Origin of the sequence: Gulbenkiania mobilis, from assembly GCA_004346645.1 — a bacterium.
GTDB lineage: Bacteria > Pseudomonadota > Gammaproteobacteria > Burkholderiales > Chromobacteriaceae > Gulbenkiania > Gulbenkiania mobilis.
In genome coordinates this window covers 188286-206904 of sequence record SMDA01000001.1, presented here as the reverse complement: position 1 = coordinate 206904, position 18619 = coordinate 188286, and the positions used below count along the sequence as shown (strand labels likewise).

The following is an 18619-nucleotide window of genomic DNA, read 5'->3' as shown; positions in this document are numbered from 1 at the left end:
CCCGGGCTTGGCCCGGGCTCTTCCGCAGTCAATGGAGTCATCAGTCATCATGTCAGAACACGAACAAACATCACCGAGCCTGGACGAGAACCAGATCATGGCGGAGCGCCGCCAGAAGCTCGCAGCCATTCGCGAACAGCGTGTGGCCTTCCCCAACGACTTCAAGCGCAGCCACTTTGCCAAGCCGCTACAGGAGACGCACGGCGCCAAGGAGCGCGAAGCGCTGGAAGCCGAAAAGGTGGAAGTGGCCGTCGTCGGCCGGATGATGCTTAAACGTGTGATGGGCAAGGCCAGCTTTGCCACGCTGCAGGATGGCAGTGGCCGCATCCAGCTGTACATTTCCAACGATGGCGTAGGCAGCGAGACGCACGAGGAGTTCAAGCGTTGGGACATGGGCGACATCCTGGCTGCGCGGGGCACGCTGTTCAAGACCAAGACCGGCGAGCTGACGGTGCAGGCCACCGAGGTACGTCTGTTGGCCAAGAACCTGCGTCCGCTGCCGGAAAAATTCCATGGACTGACCGATCAGGAACAGAAATACCGCCAGCGCTACCTGGACCTGATCATGAACGAAAGTTCGCGCGAGGTGTTCTTCAAGCGGTCGCAGATCGTTCAGGGTGTACGCGAGTACATGGTGGCCGAGCAGTATCTGGAGGTGGAAACACCGATGATGCACCCGATCCCGGGGGGTGCGTCGGCCAAGCCCTTCGTGACGCACCATAACGCTCTCGACATGCCGCTCTACCTGCGCATCGCGCCGGAGCTGTATCTCAAGCGGCTGGTAGTGGGCGGCATGGAGCGAGTGTTCGAGATCAATCGCAATTTCCGAAACGAGGGGATGAGCACACGCCACAACCCCGAGTTCACGATGATGGAGTTCTACGAGGCCTACTCCGACTACCATCGCATGATGGAAATGACCGAAGGCATTATCCAGCATGTGGCACGCAAAGCCTGTGGCGGCCTGCACATCCAGTACCAAGGCAAGACGGTGGATCTGAGCCACTTTGAACGGCTGACGATCGTGGAAGCGATCAAGAAGTACAACCCGCAATACACCGACGCCCAGCTCAACGACCGCGCATGGCTCAAGGCGGAAATCGCCCGTCTGGGTGGCAAGCCCGTGCTGAGCGACGGCATTGGCGGCTTGCAGCTGTCGCTGTTTGAGGAATGTGCCGAATCCCAGTTGTGGAACCCAACGTTCATCGTCGACTATCCAGTGGAAGTGTCGCCGCTGGCCCGTGGATCCGACACCCGCCCGGGCATCACCGAGCGCTTCGAACTGTTCGTTGTAGGCCGCGAACTGGCCAACGGCTACTCCGAGTTGAATGATCCAGAAGATCAGGCCAGCCGCTTCATGGAGCAGGTGAAGCAGAAGGATGCCGGCGACGATGAGGCCATGCACTACGATGCTGATTACATCCGTGCGTTGGAATACGCCATGCCGCCGACCGGTGGCTGCGGCATCGGCATCGACCGCCTGGTCATGCTGCTGACCGACGCCCCTTCTATCCGCGATGTCATCCTGTTCCCGCAGATGAGGCCCGAATAAGGCTCCAAACCGTGAGCTGTAAACTGGAAAGCCGCGCGATCCTCGGGTTGCGCGGTTTTTTTATGTCCGCTGCAGGCTGGGCGGAATACCTAAACCCACATAATGGGGAAAGCTTTAAAAGCTGCAGGCCTCCTGCCTTGGCCCTGTGACGGGTCGCAGTCCTATACATGCAAAAAGGTTGGCCGAAACAATGTTTCGGCCAACCTTTTCATTGAAAGTAAAGCACCCGGCACTCAGCGCCGGCCCGCTCCCAGATCCGGCAGCAGATGACCCTCCTTGAGGAGGAGTACGAAGTCCTCCGCCGGCACTGGCTTGGACAGCAGGTAGCCCTGTACCTGGTCGCAGCCTTCCGCAGCCAGAAAACGCCACTGCTCAACCGTCTCGACACCTTCGGCCACCACCCGCATGTTGAGGTTCTTGGCCATATTGATGATGGCGCGCGCAATGGCCGAGTCGTCCGGATCGGCCGGAATGTCGCGCACGAAGGAGCGGTCGATCTTGAGCTTGTCCGCCTTGAAGCGCTTGAGGTACGACAGGCTAGAGTAACCGGTACCGAAGTCGTCGATGGACAGCTGCAGGCCCATCGTCTTGATGGCGTCCAGCGTCTGGATGGTAGCCTCCGCATCCTCCATCACCACGCTTTCCGTCACCTCAATATCGATCATGTGGCCCTGCAAGCCGTTGGCCGATAGGGCCCGTTCCAGCGTCAGCGCCAGATCCTCCTGACGGAACTGCAAGGCGGACAGGTTCATCGCCAGGCTGATCTCGGGCAAGCCAGCGGCGCGCCACTCCGCCAGCTGCCGGCAGGCCTCGCGGATCACCCAGCTGCCCAGCTTCACGATGAAGCCGCGCTCCTCGGCCACCTGAATGAACCTGCCAGGCCCAAGCAGGCCCAGGCTGGGGTGGTTCCAGCGGATCAGCGCTTCGGCGCCCACGATATGCCCGGTGGCGAACTCCACCTGCGGCTGGTAATGCAGTACGAACTCGCTGCGCTCCAAGGCAAACCGCAGCTGGCTTTCCACAGCCAGGATCTCGCGCGCCCGGGCGTTGAGGTCGGCAGTGTAGAACTTGTAGTTGTTCCGGCCAGACGACTTGGCGTGGTACATCGCTGCGTCGGCATTGCGCACCAGCGTCTCAAAGTCACGGCCATCTTGCGGATAGACACTGATCCCGATCGACGGCGTGATGGTGATGATGTGGTTATGCAGCTCGATCGACGAGGCGAAGGCATCGCGGATGCGCTCGGCCGCCAGAGCAGCCTCGCTCGGATCGGTGAGCGATGGGAGCAGAATGATAAACTCGTCCCCACCCTGCCTGGCCACGGTCTCGCCCGGACCCAGCACGCTACGGATGCGGTCGGAAGCCATCTGCAGCAGGGTATCGCCCGCGGAATGCCCCAGCGATTCGTTGATGGTCTTGAAACGATCCAGGTCCAGGAGCAGCAGTGCCAGCTGGTGCCCGTCCTTAGTGGCGTTCTGGATGGCCAGCTCCACCCGGTCCTGCATGTGCGAGCGGTTGGGAAGGCTGGTCAGCACGTCGAAGTGCGCCAGGAACTGAATGCGCTCGTCCGCCGCCTTGCGCTCGGAGAGGTCGCTGAAGATGGCCACATAGTGTGTCACCTCGCCGGCGGCGTTGCGCACCGCATTGATCGCCAGCCACTCCGGATATACCTCGCCGTTCTTGCGCCGGTTCCAGACCTCGCCCTGCCAGGAGCCATGATCGGCAATGTTCTTCCACATCTGATCGTAGAAGGTTTCGTCGTGGCGGCCGGAGGATAGGATGCTGGGCTTTTGGCCGAGCACTTCATGCTGGCTGTAACCGGTGATCTCGGTGAAGGCACGGTTTACGCTGCGGATGCAGCGATCGGCATCGGTGATCATGATGCCTTCGACCGTGTTCTCGAACACCTTGGCAGCCAGATGCACCCGCTCTTCCGCCGCGCGGCGCTCGGAGATGTCGCGTACCATGCGCCATACCGCATTGATGCGGCCGAAGGCATCACGCATCGCCACCGTCTTGACGCTCACGGGTACGGTATTGCCGAAGCGGTTGATGTAGCTGGCCTCGAATTCGTCGCAGTAGCCGAAGCGCAGCACCTTGTTGTCTAGGTTGAAGCGTTCGAGCGACTCGCTCTCCGGGGCTACCAGCGACCAGAAGTTCTGCAGCTTGAGCTGGTCCAGGCTATAGCACATCAGGTTGAGGAAGGCCGGGTTCGCATCAAGCACCTGCCCGTCGAGCGAGCTGATCACGATGCCGTCCAGGTTGGACCAGAACAGTTCGCGGTACTTGTTCTCGGAGCGCCGCAGTGCATCCTCGACCTCGCGGCGCCGGGTAATGTCCGCCTCCAGCGCTAGGGTCTTGGCGCGCAGTTCGTCGATCAGACGCTTAAGCTCCGAGCGGGTCCACTCCAGATGGTTGCCCAGACGACCGATCTCGTCGCGTCGTAGCCAGTGGAAGGCCTGGTCCAGTTTCAGTTCGGCCAGTTGAGTAGCCTGCCCGGTCAGGTCGTGCATCGGCTTGAGGAAGCGGAAGTGCAGGATGCTCATGATGAGCAGGATCGACAGCAGCAGCTGGGCGAAGAGGATGAGCAGGACGTTCTTGACACCGTTGTTGAGCGCAATGCCCAGATGCTCGGTGTCGAACTCGATGGTGACCTGACCGATCTCCTCGCCCCGGTAGACCACCGGCTTCTGCACGAAGGCCACACTGCCGATGCGGCGCTCGCTGCGCAGTGCCGACAGGAACACGGTGTTGGACTGCGTATCTGTCACGCGCACCGAAATCACGCGCGGGTCTTCCATCACCGACGCGACAAGCGGGCTACCTGCCTGGCGGCTGAGGTTCCACAGGGGCTCCTGCATGCCGAGGGCGACGATGTCGAGCAGACGCTTCTGGTCGGTTTCCAGCTGCGCGGTCAGTGCATCGCGCTGCATGTTGAAGCTGAGGTAGCTGATGATGACGGCCGGAATCAGCAGCCCCAGTACCACGGCGATGAGAAAGACCGTACGCAGCGAAAGCCTGGAGCCCGCCCGTTGAGTGCCTCCCAGTTCTTGAGAGAGTGCCATCCGTATACCGCTCACCTGGTGGCGGGCAATGCGCCCGCGAGATTGTCTTCAGTCTCTGCCCCTCGTGCGGCAACCGCGGCATTGCCAGGCGGCCTAACGCGCAAGGCGGGCATTGTTGTTGTTGGGTTTGGCAGGGGAAGGCACGCGCCTTCCCAACGCAACGATAGAACAGTTTGCCAAGCCAGTCAGCAAGTTTTTTCAAGGATGAGTCCGCTTTGGTGGCGGCGGTTTGCCTTGCCCTGCCGCGGCGCCTACAATCCGGGCGTTCCCGCAATCTTCAAGGTCTTGCTTTTACATGCTTCCCACGCACTGTGACACCCTGATTTCCGCACGCTGGATCATCACCGTCGAGCACGACGGCGAAGTGCTGGAAAATCATAGCGTAGCCATCGAAAAGGGCCACATCGTGGCCATCCTGCCCACGGCGGCTGCCGCCGGCATCGCTGCGGACGAACACATCGACCTGGGCCAGCAGGTGCTGATGCCGGGTCTGGTCAACCTGCATGGCCACTCCTCGATGACCCTGCTGCGCGGCTTGGCGGACGACAAGGCCCTGATGGACTGGCTGAACAACCACATCTGGCCGGCCGAAGGTCGCCACGTGCGGGACGACTTCGTGTTCGACGGCAGCCTCTTGGCGATGGCGGAAATGATCCGTTGCGGTACCACCACCATCAACGACATGTATTTCTTCCACGGCGCGGTGGCACGGGCAGGCCTGGCAGCAGGCATGCGCACCTTTGTCGGCTGCTCCATCCTGGAATTCCCCACCAATTACGCCAATAACGCTGACGACTACATCAGCAAGGCGCTGGCCGAGCGGCGCGAATACCTGGGCGAAGAGCTGGTGACCTTCACCCTGGCACCGCATGCCCCGTATACCGTCTCGGACGACACCTTCCGCAAGGTGGTTACCTTGGCCGAAGAAGAGGACATGCTGATCCATTGTCACATCCACGAGACTGCGGATGAGGTCGAGGGCGGCGTGCGCGAGCACCATCAGCGCCCGCTGGCCCGCCTAAAGGCCCTGGGCCTGCTCACGCCACGGCTGATCGCGGCGCACATGGTGCACCTGTCGGAGGAAGAGGTGGCATTGGCCGCGCGCCACGGACTCTCCATCGCGCACAATCCCTCCTCCAACATGAAGCTGGCCTCGGGCATCGCACCGGTGAAGGCCCTGCTGGACGCTGGTGCCAACGTCGGCCTTGGCACCGATGGCGCGGCCTCCAACAACAAGCTCGACATGTTGGCCGAAACCCGGCTGGCAGCCCTGCTGGCCAAGGTGGGCACCGGCGATCCCACGGCGGTCCCGGCCGCCACCGCCATTCGCATGGCCACGCTCAACGGCGCGCGCGCCCTGGGCTTGGGCGAGCGCACCGGCAGCGTTCGGGTAGGCAAGGAAGCCGACCTGATCGCCATTGATCTGGCACGCGTGGAGACCGCGCCCGCTTTCGACCCCGTCTCGCACGTGGTGTATGCCGCGGGTCGCGAACAGGTCAGCCATGTCTGGGTCAAGGGCCGCCCGCTCCTCAAGGCGCACCGACTGGTCACCCTGGACGAGCAGGACCTTCTGGGCCGCGCCGAAGACTGGCGCAACCGCATCTTGAGCCATTGAGGAGGACGCTCCATGAGCAACGTTGACGCAACCGAACTGGACAAATTCAGCCAGCTGGCCCACAAATGGTGGGATCGCAACAGCGAGTTCAAGCCCCTGCACGACATCAACCCACTGCGTCTGGCTTATGTAGAGGAGCATGCAGGCGGGCTCACCGGCAAAAAGGTGCTGGACGTGGGCTGCGGCGGCGGCATCCTTTCCGAAAGTATGGCGCTGCGGGGCGCTCAGGTCACCGGCATCGACCTGGCCAAGAAATCGCTGAAGGTCGCCCAGTTGCACAGCCTGGAAAGCGGGGTGCAGGTGGACTACCGCTGCATTGCCGTGGAAGCGTTGGCCGAAGAGGCACCGGCGGCCTACGATGTGGTGACCTGCATGGAAATGCTGGAGCATGTACCCAGCCCCGAGAGCGTGGTGCACAGCTGCATGACGCTGGTACGTCCAGGGGGAATCGTGTTTTTCTCCACCCTCAACCGCAACCTCAAGTCCTACCTCATGGCCGTGGTAGGGGCCGAGTACGTGCTGGGCCTGCTACCGCGCGGCACCCATGACTATGCGCGTTTTCTGCGCCCCTCGGAGCTGTCGCGCATGGCGCGCAACGCGGGCCTGTCCATTGTCGATGTGCGCGGCATGCACTACCAGCCGCTCACCCGCACCTATGCATTGGGCGAAGGCACCGACGTCAACTACCTCATGGCCACCCGCCGTCCGGGCTGAGCCGGACAAAAGAAAAGGGCCTTTGCCACATGGCAAAGGCCCAAACCCACGTCACTGGCCTTTCGGCCTGTACAACCCTCATGTCCCTGAAGCGGTACTTCAGCTTCGGGCTTGTTGTAGAAAAGATGCCGGTTTTGTCGTGTGCCCCTCGATCCTCGGTCAGCCCTTTCAAACAAGCGTTTTAATCTTACGGACCTGTCGGGCAGCGGGCAAGGGTTTTCCCTTAGCCCATCAAGCCATGCGGCATGCATACAACAATCATGGGGGCGACACCTTCCGTTGAAGGTGCGTCGCCCGGCAATCCTGTGCTCGCCTTTTCGGCCGCATTGTCAGACAATTGCGCCTTCACGGCACTCCGGCCGTTCCGGATAGAAAAACAAAAGCATTTTGCGGAGGCCTGCATGTCCTTCAAAGCCAACGACTCTCTCACCGAACAGATTGCCCAGTATCTGGGCCAGAAGATCATCCAGGGCGATATGCGTCCGGGTGAACGCATTCAGGAACTGCGCATCGCCTCCGAGCTGGAGGTCAGCCGCGGCTCGGTCCGCGAAGCGCTACTACTGCTGCAGCGGCGCCATCTGGTGGACATCTTTCCCCGCCGAGGCGCCGTGGTAGCGAGCATCGGTGCCACCGAAGTGGCCGACTTCTTCGAACTGTGGTTCATGCTGCTGGACAAGGTGGTAATCCACCTGGCCGCTCACTGGCAGAATGACGACCTCGCTCCCTTCTTTGCCCTGATGAGCGAACTGGAGACCTGCCATCACAACCATGACGTGCAGGGCTACTTCGAGCATGGGGTGGAGTTCCTCAAGGCAATCTATGCCTTTTCGGGCAACCGCTACCTCAAGGCCACGCTCAACGATCTTTTGCCCCTCACCCAGCGCTGCCTGCACGCCATCTTGCGAGCAGGCAAGGCCCAGCTGGACCGCACCCACCGTTTCCTGCAGGACATCCTCAAGACGATCATTGCCCGCGACCTGGTACTGCTGCACGAGATGGTGACGGATTTCGGCCAAGATTACAGCCGCCTGGCGCAAGCCTCGGCCGAAGCACTGCAAGGCAAGGCCACGGCTTAAGCGGCGGGCTCGGACGGGCTGCCAGCGCACGGCCCGCCCGAACCCTTGCCGGGTACGGCCATCAAAAGCAGGAAGAAAGGCACGAGACTGAAGCAGGATTAGGCTGAAGCAGGAATGCAAAAAGCCGGCATGAAGCCGGCTTTTCTGTGTCTGGCGTCCCCACGGGGAATCGAACCCCGGCCGCCGCCGTGAAAGGGCAGTGTTCTAACCGCTAAACTATAGGGACTCTGTGGCGCACCCGGAGCGATTCGAACGCCCGACCCTCTGGTTCGTAGCCAGATACTCTATCCAACTGAGCTACGGGTGCAGTGTGGCGTCCCCACGGGGAATCGAACCCCGGCCGCCGCCGTGAAAGGGCAGTGTTCTAACCGCTAAACTATAGGGACGTCATCTGGCGCACCCGGAGCGATTCGAACGCCCGACCCTCTGGTTCGTAGCCAGATACTCTATCCAACTGAGCTACGGGTGCGCTGCACTTGCAAAGCGCTGCTTCACAAGAGACGGCGATTGTATGGTCCCATCGCCCCTCTGTCAAGCCGCCTCGGCCATTTTACTGACAGACAGGGTAAAATGGCGCGCAAACACCTGCCTTCTGACCCCACCCTGCCACGGAGCTGGCCGATGCACCGCCTCTTTGCCCAGCTGGACTGCAACAACTTCTACGCCTCCTGCGAACGGGCGATGGACCCGTCGCTGGCCGGACGGCCAGTGGTCATCCTCTCCAATAACGATGGGTGCGTGATCGCGCGTTCCGCCGAGGCCAAGGCAGCGGGTATCCCGATGGGGGCGCCCTACTTCACCCTGCGTGAGCAGGCCGAACGTTGCGGTGCGGTAGTGCTTTCGTCCAACTATGCCCTGTACGGCGACCTTTCGGCCCGCGTGATGCGCTTTGTGGCCGGCTTTGCCCGGGGACAGGAGGTGTACTCGATCGATGAGTGCTTTTTGGACATCACCGGCGAGCCAGAGCCCCAGGCGTGGGCACGCGGGCTGAGGGAGACGGTGCTGCGGGCACTGGGCTTGCCGGTCTGCATCGGCATCGGTCCTTCGATGACGCTGTCCAAGGTGGCCAATGGCCTGGCCAAGGGGCAGCCGGCGTTCGGGGGCGTATTCGACTGGCAGTCTCTGGACGAGAGCGAGCGCCTGGCACAACTGGGCCAGATGCCTGTGGAAAGCCTATGGGGGGTGGGCCAGCGGCTGGGCGAAGCCTTTCGCCGTCAGGGCATCGGCTGGGCCAGCGAGCTGGTGGGGGCGGACCGCGAATGGCTGCGCCGCCATTTTGGCATCGTGGTAGCCCGGTTAGCCGACGAGCTGGCCGGCAGAGCCTGTCTGACGTTGGCCGAAACGGTGCCTCCCAGGAAGATGATCATGTCCACCCGCTCATTCGGCTACAAGGTGCAGACGCTCTCCGACCTTAAGGAGGCGGTAGCGCACCATGCGGCCTTGGCGGCAGAGAAGCTACGGCGCCAGGCCTCGCTCGCTACCTTTCTGAGGGTGTCGATCCGTACCAGCCGCTTCGCCCAAGGCCGGTTCGAGCAGGCCGCTGAAGTGGTCCCCTTGCTGCCCGCCACTGATGACACGCGCGTGCTGGTACGGGCGGCGCAGACCGCGGTGGAACGCCTGTGGCGGCCGGGGCTGAAGTACCACAAGGCGGGCGTGATGCTGATGGATCTGACGGACAGGGTCCATGCCCAGGCAGACCTGTTTGCCGGCAGCCCGCTTGACGAAAAACGCACCCGCGTGATGCAGGCGATGGATGCCATTAACCGCCAAATGGGACGCGGCACATTGAAAATTGCAGCGGAAGGCACCACTCAAGCCTGGAAGATGAAGCAGGAACGCCTCTCCCCCCGTTACACCACCCGCTGGGAAGATATCCCGGTGGCGAAAGCGAAATGACCCATGCTGTTTGAAAAACCCTTGGCAATTGTTGATCTGGAAACCACCGGTGGCCATGTGACCCGTGACCGCATCACCGAGGTGGGCGTGATCCTGATCGACGGTGACCGCGTTGAGCGCATCGAGACGCTCGTCAATCCGCAGCAGCCGATCCCGGCGTTCATTGAGCAGATGACCGGCATCCGCAACGAGATGGTAGCCGGCGCACCGCGCTTCGAGACCTTGGCCGAAGGCCTACTGGAAAAACTGCAGGGTCGGCTGTTCGTGGCGCACAACGCGCGGTTCGACTACGGGTTTCTGAAAAACGAGTTCAAGCGGGCTGGGCTGCGCTTCCAGGCTGAGGTGCTCTGTACGGTCAAGCTGTCGCGCCGCCTCTACCCGCAGCATTACAAGCACAACCTGGACAGTCTGATCGCACGTCACGGTCTGGTCCTTGCCGACCGCCACCGTGCCATGGCAGATGCCGAGGCGGTGTGGCAGTTCCTGCAGTCGGCGGCCGGTGAACTGGGCGAGACTACGGTGATCGAGGCGGCCCGCCATCTGCTGGCCCGGCCGTCGGTGCCACCCGGCCTGGATCAGGAAGTGGTGGACAGCCTGCCGGACGTGCCGGGGGTGTATTTCTTCTATGGCGAGAACGACCTGCCGCTTTACGTGGGCAAGAGCGTCAACCTGCGCAGCCGGGTGATGTCGCACTTTTCTGGCGACCATGCCCACAACAAGGAAATGCGCATCGCGCAGCAGGTGCGGCGCATCGACTGGCGCGAGACGCTGGGGGAGTTTGGCGCCATCCTGCTCGAAGCGCAGCTGATCAAGTCGATGCAGCCCATCCACAATGTACGCGGACGGATGAGCAAGGACCTGTGCTCCATCTGCCTGGACACCGACGAGGACGGCCTGATGCGGCCCCGCATCGTCTATGCCCGCGATGTGGACTTTGGTCGCACCGCCGATCTCTACGGTCTGTTTCGCAGCCAGCGTGAGGCCAAGAAGGCGCTGACGGACATGGCACAGGCGCACGAGCTGTGCCAGGCCACGTTGGGCATCGAAGGTAGCAGCGTGCGCAAGGGCACGCCGTGTTTCGGTTTTCAGGTGCGTAAGTGCAAGGGGGTATGCGCGGGCCGCGAGGCGCCGATGCAGCACAACATGCGGCTGATGACGGCACTGGCACGGCTAAGGGTGAAGAGCTGGCCGTTCCCGGGCCCGGTGGCGGTCGTGGAAACCGACGAGGTCAGTGGCGCAACGGTGGAGCACGTCTTCGACCGGTGGTGTTACCTGGGCTCGCGCGGGCACGACAGCGAGGCCTTCGACACCGATCCTTCCTTTGACTTGGAAACCTACCGACTGCTGGCCGCTTACCTCAAGAAGCCGATGGCCGGTACGTCGCTGCGCCTGCTGGAGGCCGACGAGCCTCTGTTCGCGCCGGCCTCGGCCTGAGGCAGGCGGGCAGGAAAGTTGGCCGAATAGCCGCCTCTTCGGCGAACCCCTTCTTCCGGTACGCTGACGCGTGTGCCTCAGCCGTGCATGGCCAGGAAACCGCGCAGGCGGCTTTCGATGATGCGCGGATTCTCTCCGTTGGCGATCGCCACCAGTCCCTCCACCACCAGCTCCTTCAGCGCCACTTCGCTCGCGATCAGGTGCTTGAGCTTGCTCGCCATCGGCAGGAACAGCAGGTTGGCCGAACCCACCCCATAGACCGTGGCCACGAAGGCGACGGCAATGCCCGCCCCCAGTTTGGTCGGGTCGGCCAGGTTCTCCATCACGTGGATCAGGCCAAGCACCGCCCCCAGGATGCCCATGGTGGGCGCATAGCCTCCGGCGGATTCCCAAATGCGTGCCGCCTGTTTGCGGGCGTGCTCGAACATGGAAATCTCCACCTCCATCACGCTGCGCAGCGTGGCCGGTTCGGTACCGTCCACCAGCATCTGCAAGGCCTTGCGTGTGAACGGGTCCTTCTGGGCGCCGATGTTGTTCTCCAGCGCCAGAAGACCGCTGCGGCGTGCGGTCTGGCTCCAGTTGATGATGTCGCGGATCACCTTCTCCTGATCCAGCTGCGGCGGCACGAACACCCATTTGGCCATCTTCACACCGGTGACGAACTGCCGTGGCGTGCTCTGCAGCATGACCGCACTGATGGTGCCGCCAATGACGATCATGAAGGCGGTCAGCTGGACCAGCGAGCCGATGTGCCCGCCTTCCAGCGCTTGGCCGGCGAGGATGGCGGTCAGGCCGCCGATGATCGCAATGATGCTGATTTTGTCCACAAAGGGATTCCCGTACAGATGGTGTTCTTGTTGTAGCCGGCAGTTCTGCTGCCGGCGGTATGCTTACAGCCAGTCGCGCAGGCGCGCGCGCAGCCGGCTCACCGCCTGACTGTGCAGCTGGCTGACGCGGGACTCCGACACCCCGAGCACGGCGCCGATTTCCTTGAGATTGAGTTCCTGTTCGTAATAGAGCGCCATCACCAGCTTGTCGCGCTCGGGCAGGTCGCCAATCGCTTCCACCAGGGCAGACCGGAAACCGCTGTCAGACAGCGTACCCAGCGGGTCCACAGCATTCTCGTCGATCACGTTGGCCAGGGCGTCCGACAGGGACTCGCCCTCGTCATCCGAGAAGTCGTTGAAATGCACCAGCGTCAAGCCCTTGCATTCGCTCAGGCGGGCCTGGTAGTCCTCCAGCGCGAGGCCCAGTGCTTCGGCGATCTCCGACTCTGCCGGTGCACGGCCCAGCGACTGCTCCAGGCGGGCAATAGTCTGCTCAATCTGCTTGGCGTCACGACGCACCTGGCGCGGCAGCCAGTCTTCGCGCCGCAGCTCGTCCAGCATGGCGCCACGGATGCGTTGGCTGGCGAAGGTCTCGAACTGGACACCCTGCCCCGGATCGTACTGCCGGGCCGCCTCGATCAGGCCAATGATGCCCACCTGGACCAGATCGTTCAGGTCCACCGAGGCCGGCAGCCGGGCGATGAGCATGCTGGCCAGACGCTTGACCAGAGGCGCGTGGGCAGTCACGTCGATCTCGTCGACGGGCCGGGCGGCCTGGTAGCTGGCCAGACGGGGGTTCGGTCGCGTCATGATGTCAGGTGTCCTTCCGTCTCGGCCCAGTCGCGCGAGGCGGCAATCAGCATGTCCATGAAGCCGGTCTCGACCGGTCCGGGGTGCTCCGGCGTGTGCCATTGCGGGAAGGTGGCTGCCAGCTGCCCCAAGGCCATGGCTGCCTCGCATTCGGGAAACGCCTCCATCAGGGGCCGGCGCAAAGCCTGGCTACGCCGGAGTGTGGTGTCCAGGGGCACGAAACCCACCCAGCGCAGGGCAACATTGAGGAATTCGCCGGTCACCATCGACAGGCGGGTGAATAACGCTTGGGCTTCCTCCAGACTGCGCACCCGGTTCACCAGCACGTTGAAGTAGCGCCGGCCCGCCTGCAGGGCCATGCGCTTGACGGCTGCATAGGCTGCCGTCAGCGATTCGGGCTCCGGCGTGAGCACCAGCACCAGGTTGTCCGCCACGCTGGCGGGCACCGGGTCGTACGGCAGGCTGGGTACATTGACCAGGACGAAGTCGGCATCTCTCTCCAGCGAAGCAAATTCGCTACCCAGCCGCAGCCACAGCTGGGCGGAAAACACCGCCCGGTCTTCGGGCCTGGCGTGCAGGTTGACCAGAGCCCCACCCTGCCGTGGCAGCGTCATCATCTCTGCCAAGCCGCCGGCACGCACCAGCTGACCTTCAAGCGTGCCGGTGGTGGTGGCATTGAGGCGGTGGGCCAATTGCTGCCCATGACAGCACTCCACCCACAGCACACGCTGGCCACTCAGGCAGAGCGCCAGGCCCAGCTCGGCCACGAGCGTGGTCACGCCCGAGCGTTCGGGCCCCAAGAAGGCGAAGCTCGGAGCACGGACCGGGCGGTCTGCAAGGCGGCGGAGGCTGGCTGCCTGATCCTGCATACCCTTACAGCCAGCCTGCCTGCGCGGCGTGCATGATCGGCATCTCGTCGCCCAACAGGCTAAACGGAGAGTTGGTCTGCGGAGCACGCAGGGCGCGGTCGATGAGGAAGCCGGCGCTGGCCTTGTGCAGGTCCTCGGGCACGCGCTGGCCATTGGTGACATAGAAAAGCCGCAGGCGGTTGCGGATGATGACGTCGATGCTCGGCCCCAGGGTGACCGACTCGTCAATCTTGGACAACAGGCAGCCCGCCAGGCCGGCCCCGCGGTAATGGCGCACGACGTCCTCCAGCGTATGGCCGTCGGCGTTGGCCGCCACGAGCAGCAGACGCTCCACCGGGCGGCCTGCCGCCGCAAACATCTCGGTCTGTGACGCTACGCGTGCATCGCGCTGCCCCATGCCCACGGTATCGATAAAAACGATGTGTCGGGTGGAAAGATCCGCCAGCGTCAGCTGCAGGTCGCCTTCGTTCTGCACCGAATACACCGGCACGCCGAGAATCTTGCCGTAGATGCGCAGCTGGTCCTGAGCACCGATCCGGTAGGTGTCGGTCGTGACCAGGGCCACATGCTGGGCACCGAACTTCAGCGTGGCCCGGGCCGCCAGCTTGGCCACAGTGGTGGTCTTGCCCACCCCGGTGGGTCCCACCAGTGCGAACACACCGCCCCGGTCGAGGAGTTCGGTATCGCCGTCCACGCACTTGAGGTTGTGCATCAGGGCCGAACGCGCCCACTTGAGCGCCACCTCGCCTTCGTACTGGCCCGGCATCTTCTCGATCAGCTGCCGGATCAGCGCGGCGCTCAGCCCCATTGCCAGCAGCTGCTTGAAGAGCTCGATGCGGTTGGGGGTACGGTGCTCCATGTCCGACCAGGCAAAGCTGGCCAGCTGGCTCTGCAGCAGGCTGCGCAGCAGCTTGATCTCGTCACCGATCTGCTTGAGTTCGTGCGCCATGACTTCAGGCTCGTCGTTGGCGGCTGGCGGGACCTGCGGCGCTGGCTCACGCACCGCGGCAGGGGGTGGTACCGGAGCGGGCTGGGAGGGCGAGGATACCGATGCTTCGGCCAACCTTGACGTCGGTGCCATACCCGCCGGACCAGACAGGGGCTGGGCAGCGGCAGTGGGTTGGGGAGAGGTGGCACGCAAGGGCGGAATGGAAGCCGGCGCGGCCTCCATCGGCTCCACCGGCAGCGCATAGGTACGCGCCAGTGCCCGGTTGACCGGTGCACCGCCCTGGACTGTCGTGGCGGAGGGCTGGACAGCCGGCGGCATGCCGGGGCGGCTGATGGCAGCCGGGTTGTTGCGCGGCGGATGACGGCTGGTGGAGGTGGACAGTGAGCTGGCGAGGTTGGCCACGTCGGCATCGGCCACGGCCATGATCTCCACGCCGCCCCCGACGGTGGGACGGTTGGACAGGATCAGGGCGTCGGTGCCCAGCTCCTCCCGCACCTGGCGTAGAGCGTCACGCGTGGTTTTGCCGTAGTACTTTTTGACCACCATGGATTATTGGCCCCTGCTGCCCCCGATGACCGCAATTATACGAATGGATTTATTGTCCGGGACCTCATTATGCGAGATCACGCGCAATTGCGGGAGGGCCCGTCTGAGGAAACGGGCCAGCAACGGGCGCAACCCTGGCGGAGTGAGGAGCACCGGATTATACCCCTGCATCTCGACCTGCTCGGCCTCGTGTGCCGCGCTGGTGAGCAGGTTCTCCGCCAAGCCGGGCTCCAGGCCACCACCGGTCTTGGACTGCACCGCCTGCAACAGGACATTCTCCAGCATCGGGTCCAGGGCCATGAGCGGCAACTCGTTTTCCCCCGGGAAGAGCTGCTGCACGATCACGCGCGAGAGGGCGGTACGCACCGCGCTGGTCAGGTCGTCGATGTCTTGGGTGGCTCCCACGTGGTCGGCCAGGGTCTCGATGATGGTACGGAAGTCGCGGATGTGGATGCCTTCGGCCAAGAGTTGCTGGAGCACCTTCTGCAGGGTGCCCACCGGAATGACCTTGGGCACCAGATCCTCGATCAGCTTGGGTGACTCTTTGGCTTGATGGTCGATCAGTGCCTGGACTTCCTCGCGCCCCAGAAGCTCGGCGGCGTGCGTCTGCAGCAGATTGGAGAGGTGGGTGGCCACCACCGTGCTGGCATCTACCACCGTGTATCCAAGCGTCTGCGCCTCCTCGCGGCGAGCAGCGTCGATCCATACCGCGGGCAAACCGAATGCCGGATCAGTCGTAGGCTGGCCTGGAAGCTCGCCGCTGACGTTGCCGGGATTGATCGCGAGGAACTGGCCGACAAACGCCTCGCCCTGTCCGACCTCGACGCCTTTGAGCAGGATCCGGTACTGGTTGGGGCGGATCTCCAGATTGTCTCGGATATGGACCGGCGGCACCAGAAACCCCAGGTCCTGAGCAATCTTCTTGCGAATGCCGCGGATGCGGCGCAGCAGCTCGCCATCCTGGGTACGGTCCACCAGCGGGATCAGACGGTAGCCCACCTCCAGACCGAGGAGATCAACCGGCTGCACGTCATTCCAGCTGACCTCGGTCATGGCCGTTTCGGCGGGCGGCGGCGCGGCAGCCTGCTCCGCCGCCACGGTGGTGGCACGCGTGCGCTCGCGCCGCTCCATGCTCCAGCCCAGGCCGGCCAAGGCGCCACCGATCAGCAGGAAGGCCAGATGTGGCATGTTGGGGATGAGCCCGATCAGACCCAACACGGCGGCGGTGATGTACAGCACAGAGGGTTTGGCGAACAGCTGGCCGAGGAACTGCTCCGAAAGGTCGCGCTCGGTGCCCACCCGTGCCACCACGATGCCGGCTGCGGTCGAGATGATCAGTGCCGGAATCTGTGCCACCAGCCCGTCGCCGATGGTCAGCAGGGTGTAGGTCTCGGCCGCCTGCCCAGCACCGAGGTCGTGCTGCACCACACCGACGATCAGGCCGCCGACGATGTTGATCAGGATGATCATGATGCCGGCCATGGCATCGCCACGCACGAACTTGGAGGCACCGTCCATGGCGCCGAAGAAGTTGGCCTCTTCGGTGATTACCGAGCGCCGGCGGCGTGCCTCATCCTCACCGATCAGGCCGGCGTTCAGGTCGGCATCGATCGCCATCTGCTTGCCGGGCATGGCATCCAGCGTGAAGCGTGCGGACACTTCGGCAATCCGCCCCGCGCCCTTGGTAATCACGACGAAGTTGATGATGGTCAGAATGATGAAGACCACGATACCGATGGCGATGTTGTCGCCGATCAGGAAGTGGGCAAACGACTCGATCACCGCACCGGCCGCATCCGGACCGGTATGGCCTTCGAGCAGAATCACCCGCGAACTGGCCACGTTCAGCGAAAGACGCAGCAGCGTGGTGATCAGCAGCACGGCGGGAAACGCCGAGAAATCCAGCGGCTGGCGCACATTGATGCCCACCAGCAGCACGATGATCGACACCGCGATGTTGAAGGTAAAGAAGATGTCCAGCACCACCGAAGGCAGCGGCAGCACCATCATCGTCAGGATCAGCAGGATGAGGATCGGGCCGGCCAGCCGGGTGTAGTTGAACCGTCTCAGTTGTTCGGTCAGGGTTGCCATGCGGGATTACTGTATCGCCTCCGGCGCCGCATCCTGCGGACGTTTGGATTCTGGGTCAAGGTCGGCCGGCACTTCGAGCTGGTCGGGAAACACCGGAGCCAGCCCACCGTCCTTCTCGTAAAGCCGCAGCTGCTGCACATAGGCGAGCACCTGGGCTGCCGCCTGGTAGAGCGGCACAGGGATGTCCTGCCCCAGTTCGGTATTGAAATAGAGCGCCCGCGTGAAGCTGGGCACCCGCATGACGGTCACGGCATTCTCGCGGCCGACGGTGATGATACGCTCGGCCAGCTTGAGCGAGCCCTTGGCCACCACCTGGGGTGCCCGCATGCCCTCGTTGTAACGCAGCGCCACCGCATAGTGCGTCGGGTTGGTGACGATCACGTTGGCCGAAGGCACTTCTTGCATCATCCGGCGCCGCGCCGCCTCGCGCTGCAGCTGACGGATGCGCCCCTTCACTTCAGGCGAGCCTTCCTGTTCTTTGTACTCCTGCCGCACTTCCTCCTTGGTCATGCGCAGCTGCTTGTGGTAGTTCCACAGCTGGAAGGGCACATCCACCGCCACCAAAAGCACCATGGCACCGGTGACAATGAAGAAGGTGTGCAGCAGCATGTCCACCATGCGGCCCATGCCGGTCTCAAGCGGCAGCGTTACCAGCCCCACCAGCTCGGCCCGCTCATTCCAGATCACCCAGGTGGCGATACCACCGATCAGCATGCTCTTCAGCACCGCCTTGAGCGCTTCGGTGGCGGCGTTCAGCGAGAACATCCGCTTCAGCCCGGAAGCCGGGTTGAGCTTGGAGAAATGCGGGCCGATGGCCTTGGTGCTGACATTCCACCCGCCCACCAAGAGCGGCGCGGCCAGCGCCACCAAGGCCAGCCCACCAAGAAAGGGCAGCAGGGCCAGCACCGTGTCGATGGCGGCTTCGCGCATGCGCAGCAGGGCCGGGCCGGGCTCCCGCACCGTGGCCTGGTCAAAGGTGAGCAGGCGACGCATCAGATCGCTCAGGCGCTCGGTCAGCCGCGGCCCCAGCACCATCATCAGGGTGACGCCAGTCATGGTGACGGCAAAGGTCGACAGCTCGCGCGAACGCGGGATGTTGCCTTCTTCGCGCGCCTGCTCGAGGCGCCTCGCTGACGCGGGTTCTGTGCGTTCGAGATCGGAATCGTCAGCCATGG

Annotated in this window: 13 protein-coding genes and 4 tRNA genes; 6 read left to right on the top strand and 11 right to left on the bottom strand. The window is 63.4% G+C overall.

What is annotated here, in order from left to right; translation table 11 throughout:
- The first annotated feature begins 49 nt into the window (after positions 1-49).
- Positions 50-1552 carry a lysine--tRNA ligase gene (lysS, locus tag EV669_RS01000; RefSeq protein ID WP_055434430.1) on the top strand — a complete coding sequence of 501 codons (1503 nt, stop codon included), beginning with the start codon at positions 50-52 and terminating at the stop codon, positions 1550-1552.
- Between the two features lie 233 nt (positions 1553-1785).
- Here lysS and EV669_RS00995 read toward each other — a convergent pair whose 3' ends face one another.
- Positions 1786-4617, bottom strand: coding sequence for a sensor domain-containing protein (locus EV669_RS00995; RefSeq protein ID WP_132097651.1), 2832 nt, complete (start codon positions 4615-4617; stop codon positions 1786-1788).
- A gap of 295 nt (positions 4618-4912) precedes the next feature.
- On the opposite strand from EV669_RS00995, the gene EV669_RS00990 reads away from it, so the two are divergent.
- The 3 genes from EV669_RS00990 (at position 4913) to EV669_RS00980 (ending at position 8022) form a co-directional block, all read left to right on the top strand.
- A complete protein-coding gene (locus EV669_RS00990; protein ID WP_055434428.1) occupies positions 4913-6232 on the top strand; it encodes a TRZ/ATZ family hydrolase in 1320 nt (439 codons plus the stop codon).
- A 12-nt stretch (positions 6233-6244) separates the two neighbouring features.
- Positions 6245-6946 (top strand): bifunctional 2-polyprenyl-6-hydroxyphenol methylase/3-demethylubiquinol 3-O-methyltransferase UbiG, encoded by a 702-nt coding sequence (gene ubiG, locus EV669_RS00985; RefSeq protein ID WP_054286572.1) that lies wholly within the window; start codon positions 6245-6247, stop codon positions 6944-6946.
- 401 nt (positions 6947-7347) lie between these two features.
- The gene (locus EV669_RS00980) at positions 7348-8022 is read left to right on the top strand and encodes a GntR family transcriptional regulator (protein ID WP_054286571.1); all 675 of its coding nucleotides are present in this window, start codon (positions 7348-7350) and stop codon (positions 8020-8022) included.
- Between the two features lie 151 nt (positions 8023-8173).
- Here EV669_RS00980 and EV669_RS00975 read toward each other — a convergent pair.
- From EV669_RS00975 to EV669_RS00960, 4 genes are all read right to left on the bottom strand, one after another.
- Positions 8174-8248, bottom strand: a tRNA-Glu gene (locus EV669_RS00975).
- Between the two features lie 4 nt (positions 8249-8252).
- Positions 8253-8329, bottom strand: a tRNA-Arg gene (locus EV669_RS00970).
- A 4-nt stretch (positions 8330-8333) separates the two neighbouring features.
- Positions 8334-8408 (bottom strand) — tRNA-Glu (locus EV669_RS00965).
- A 6-nt stretch (positions 8409-8414) separates the two neighbouring features.
- A tRNA-Arg gene (locus tag EV669_RS00960) sits at positions 8415-8491 on the bottom strand.
- Between the two features lie 152 nt (positions 8492-8643).
- Here EV669_RS00960 and EV669_RS00955 point away from each other — a divergent pair.
- Together EV669_RS00955 and EV669_RS00950 are read left to right on the top strand one after the other, a co-directional pair.
- Positions 8644-9918 (top strand): Y-family DNA polymerase, encoded by a 1275-nt coding sequence (locus EV669_RS00955; RefSeq protein ID WP_165922672.1) that lies wholly within the window; start codon positions 8644-8646, stop codon positions 9916-9918.
- A gap of 3 nt (positions 9919-9921) precedes the next feature.
- Complete coding sequence (locus tag EV669_RS00950) at positions 9922-11352, top strand: exonuclease domain-containing protein (protein ID WP_132097649.1); 1431 nt, start codon at positions 9922-9924, stop codon at positions 11350-11352.
- A gap of 77 nt (positions 11353-11429) precedes the next feature.
- On the opposite strand, the gene EV669_RS00945 is transcribed toward EV669_RS00950, so the two are convergent.
- The 6 genes from EV669_RS00945 to flhB form a co-directional block, all read right to left on the bottom strand.
- The gene (locus EV669_RS00945; protein WP_054285520.1) at positions 11430-12179 is read right to left on the bottom strand and encodes a flagellar motor protein; all 750 of its coding nucleotides are present in this window, start codon (positions 12177-12179) and stop codon (positions 11430-11432) included.
- A gap of 63 nt (positions 12180-12242) precedes the next feature.
- Positions 12243-12989 carry an RNA polymerase sigma factor FliA gene (locus EV669_RS00940; protein ID WP_055434425.1) on the bottom strand — a complete coding sequence of 249 codons (747 nt, stop codon included), beginning with the start codon at positions 12987-12989 and terminating at the stop codon, positions 12243-12245.
- The gene (locus EV669_RS00935; RefSeq protein ID WP_132097648.1) at positions 12986-13858 is read right to left on the bottom strand and encodes a MinD/ParA family ATP-binding protein; all 873 of its coding nucleotides are present in this window, start codon (positions 13856-13858) and stop codon (positions 12986-12988) included. The genes EV669_RS00940 and EV669_RS00935 overlap by 4 nt, the downstream gene beginning before the upstream one ends.
- A 4-nt stretch (positions 13859-13862) precedes the next feature.
- Positions 13863-15353, bottom strand: a complete 1491-nt coding sequence (flhF, locus tag EV669_RS00930) for a flagellar biosynthesis protein FlhF (RefSeq protein ID WP_132097647.1) — start codon at positions 15351-15353, stop codon at positions 13863-13865.
- Between the two features lie 3 nt (positions 15354-15356).
- A complete protein-coding gene (gene flhA / locus EV669_RS00925; protein ID WP_132097646.1) occupies positions 15357-17444 on the bottom strand; it encodes a flagellar biosynthesis protein FlhA in 2088 nt (695 codons plus the stop codon).
- Positions 17445-17450: 6 nt separating this feature from the next.
- A complete protein-coding gene (gene flhB / locus EV669_RS00920) occupies positions 17451-18617 on the bottom strand; it encodes a flagellar biosynthesis protein FlhB (protein ID WP_055434422.1) in 1167 nt (388 codons plus the stop codon).
- Positions 18618-18619: the final 2 nt, after the last annotated feature.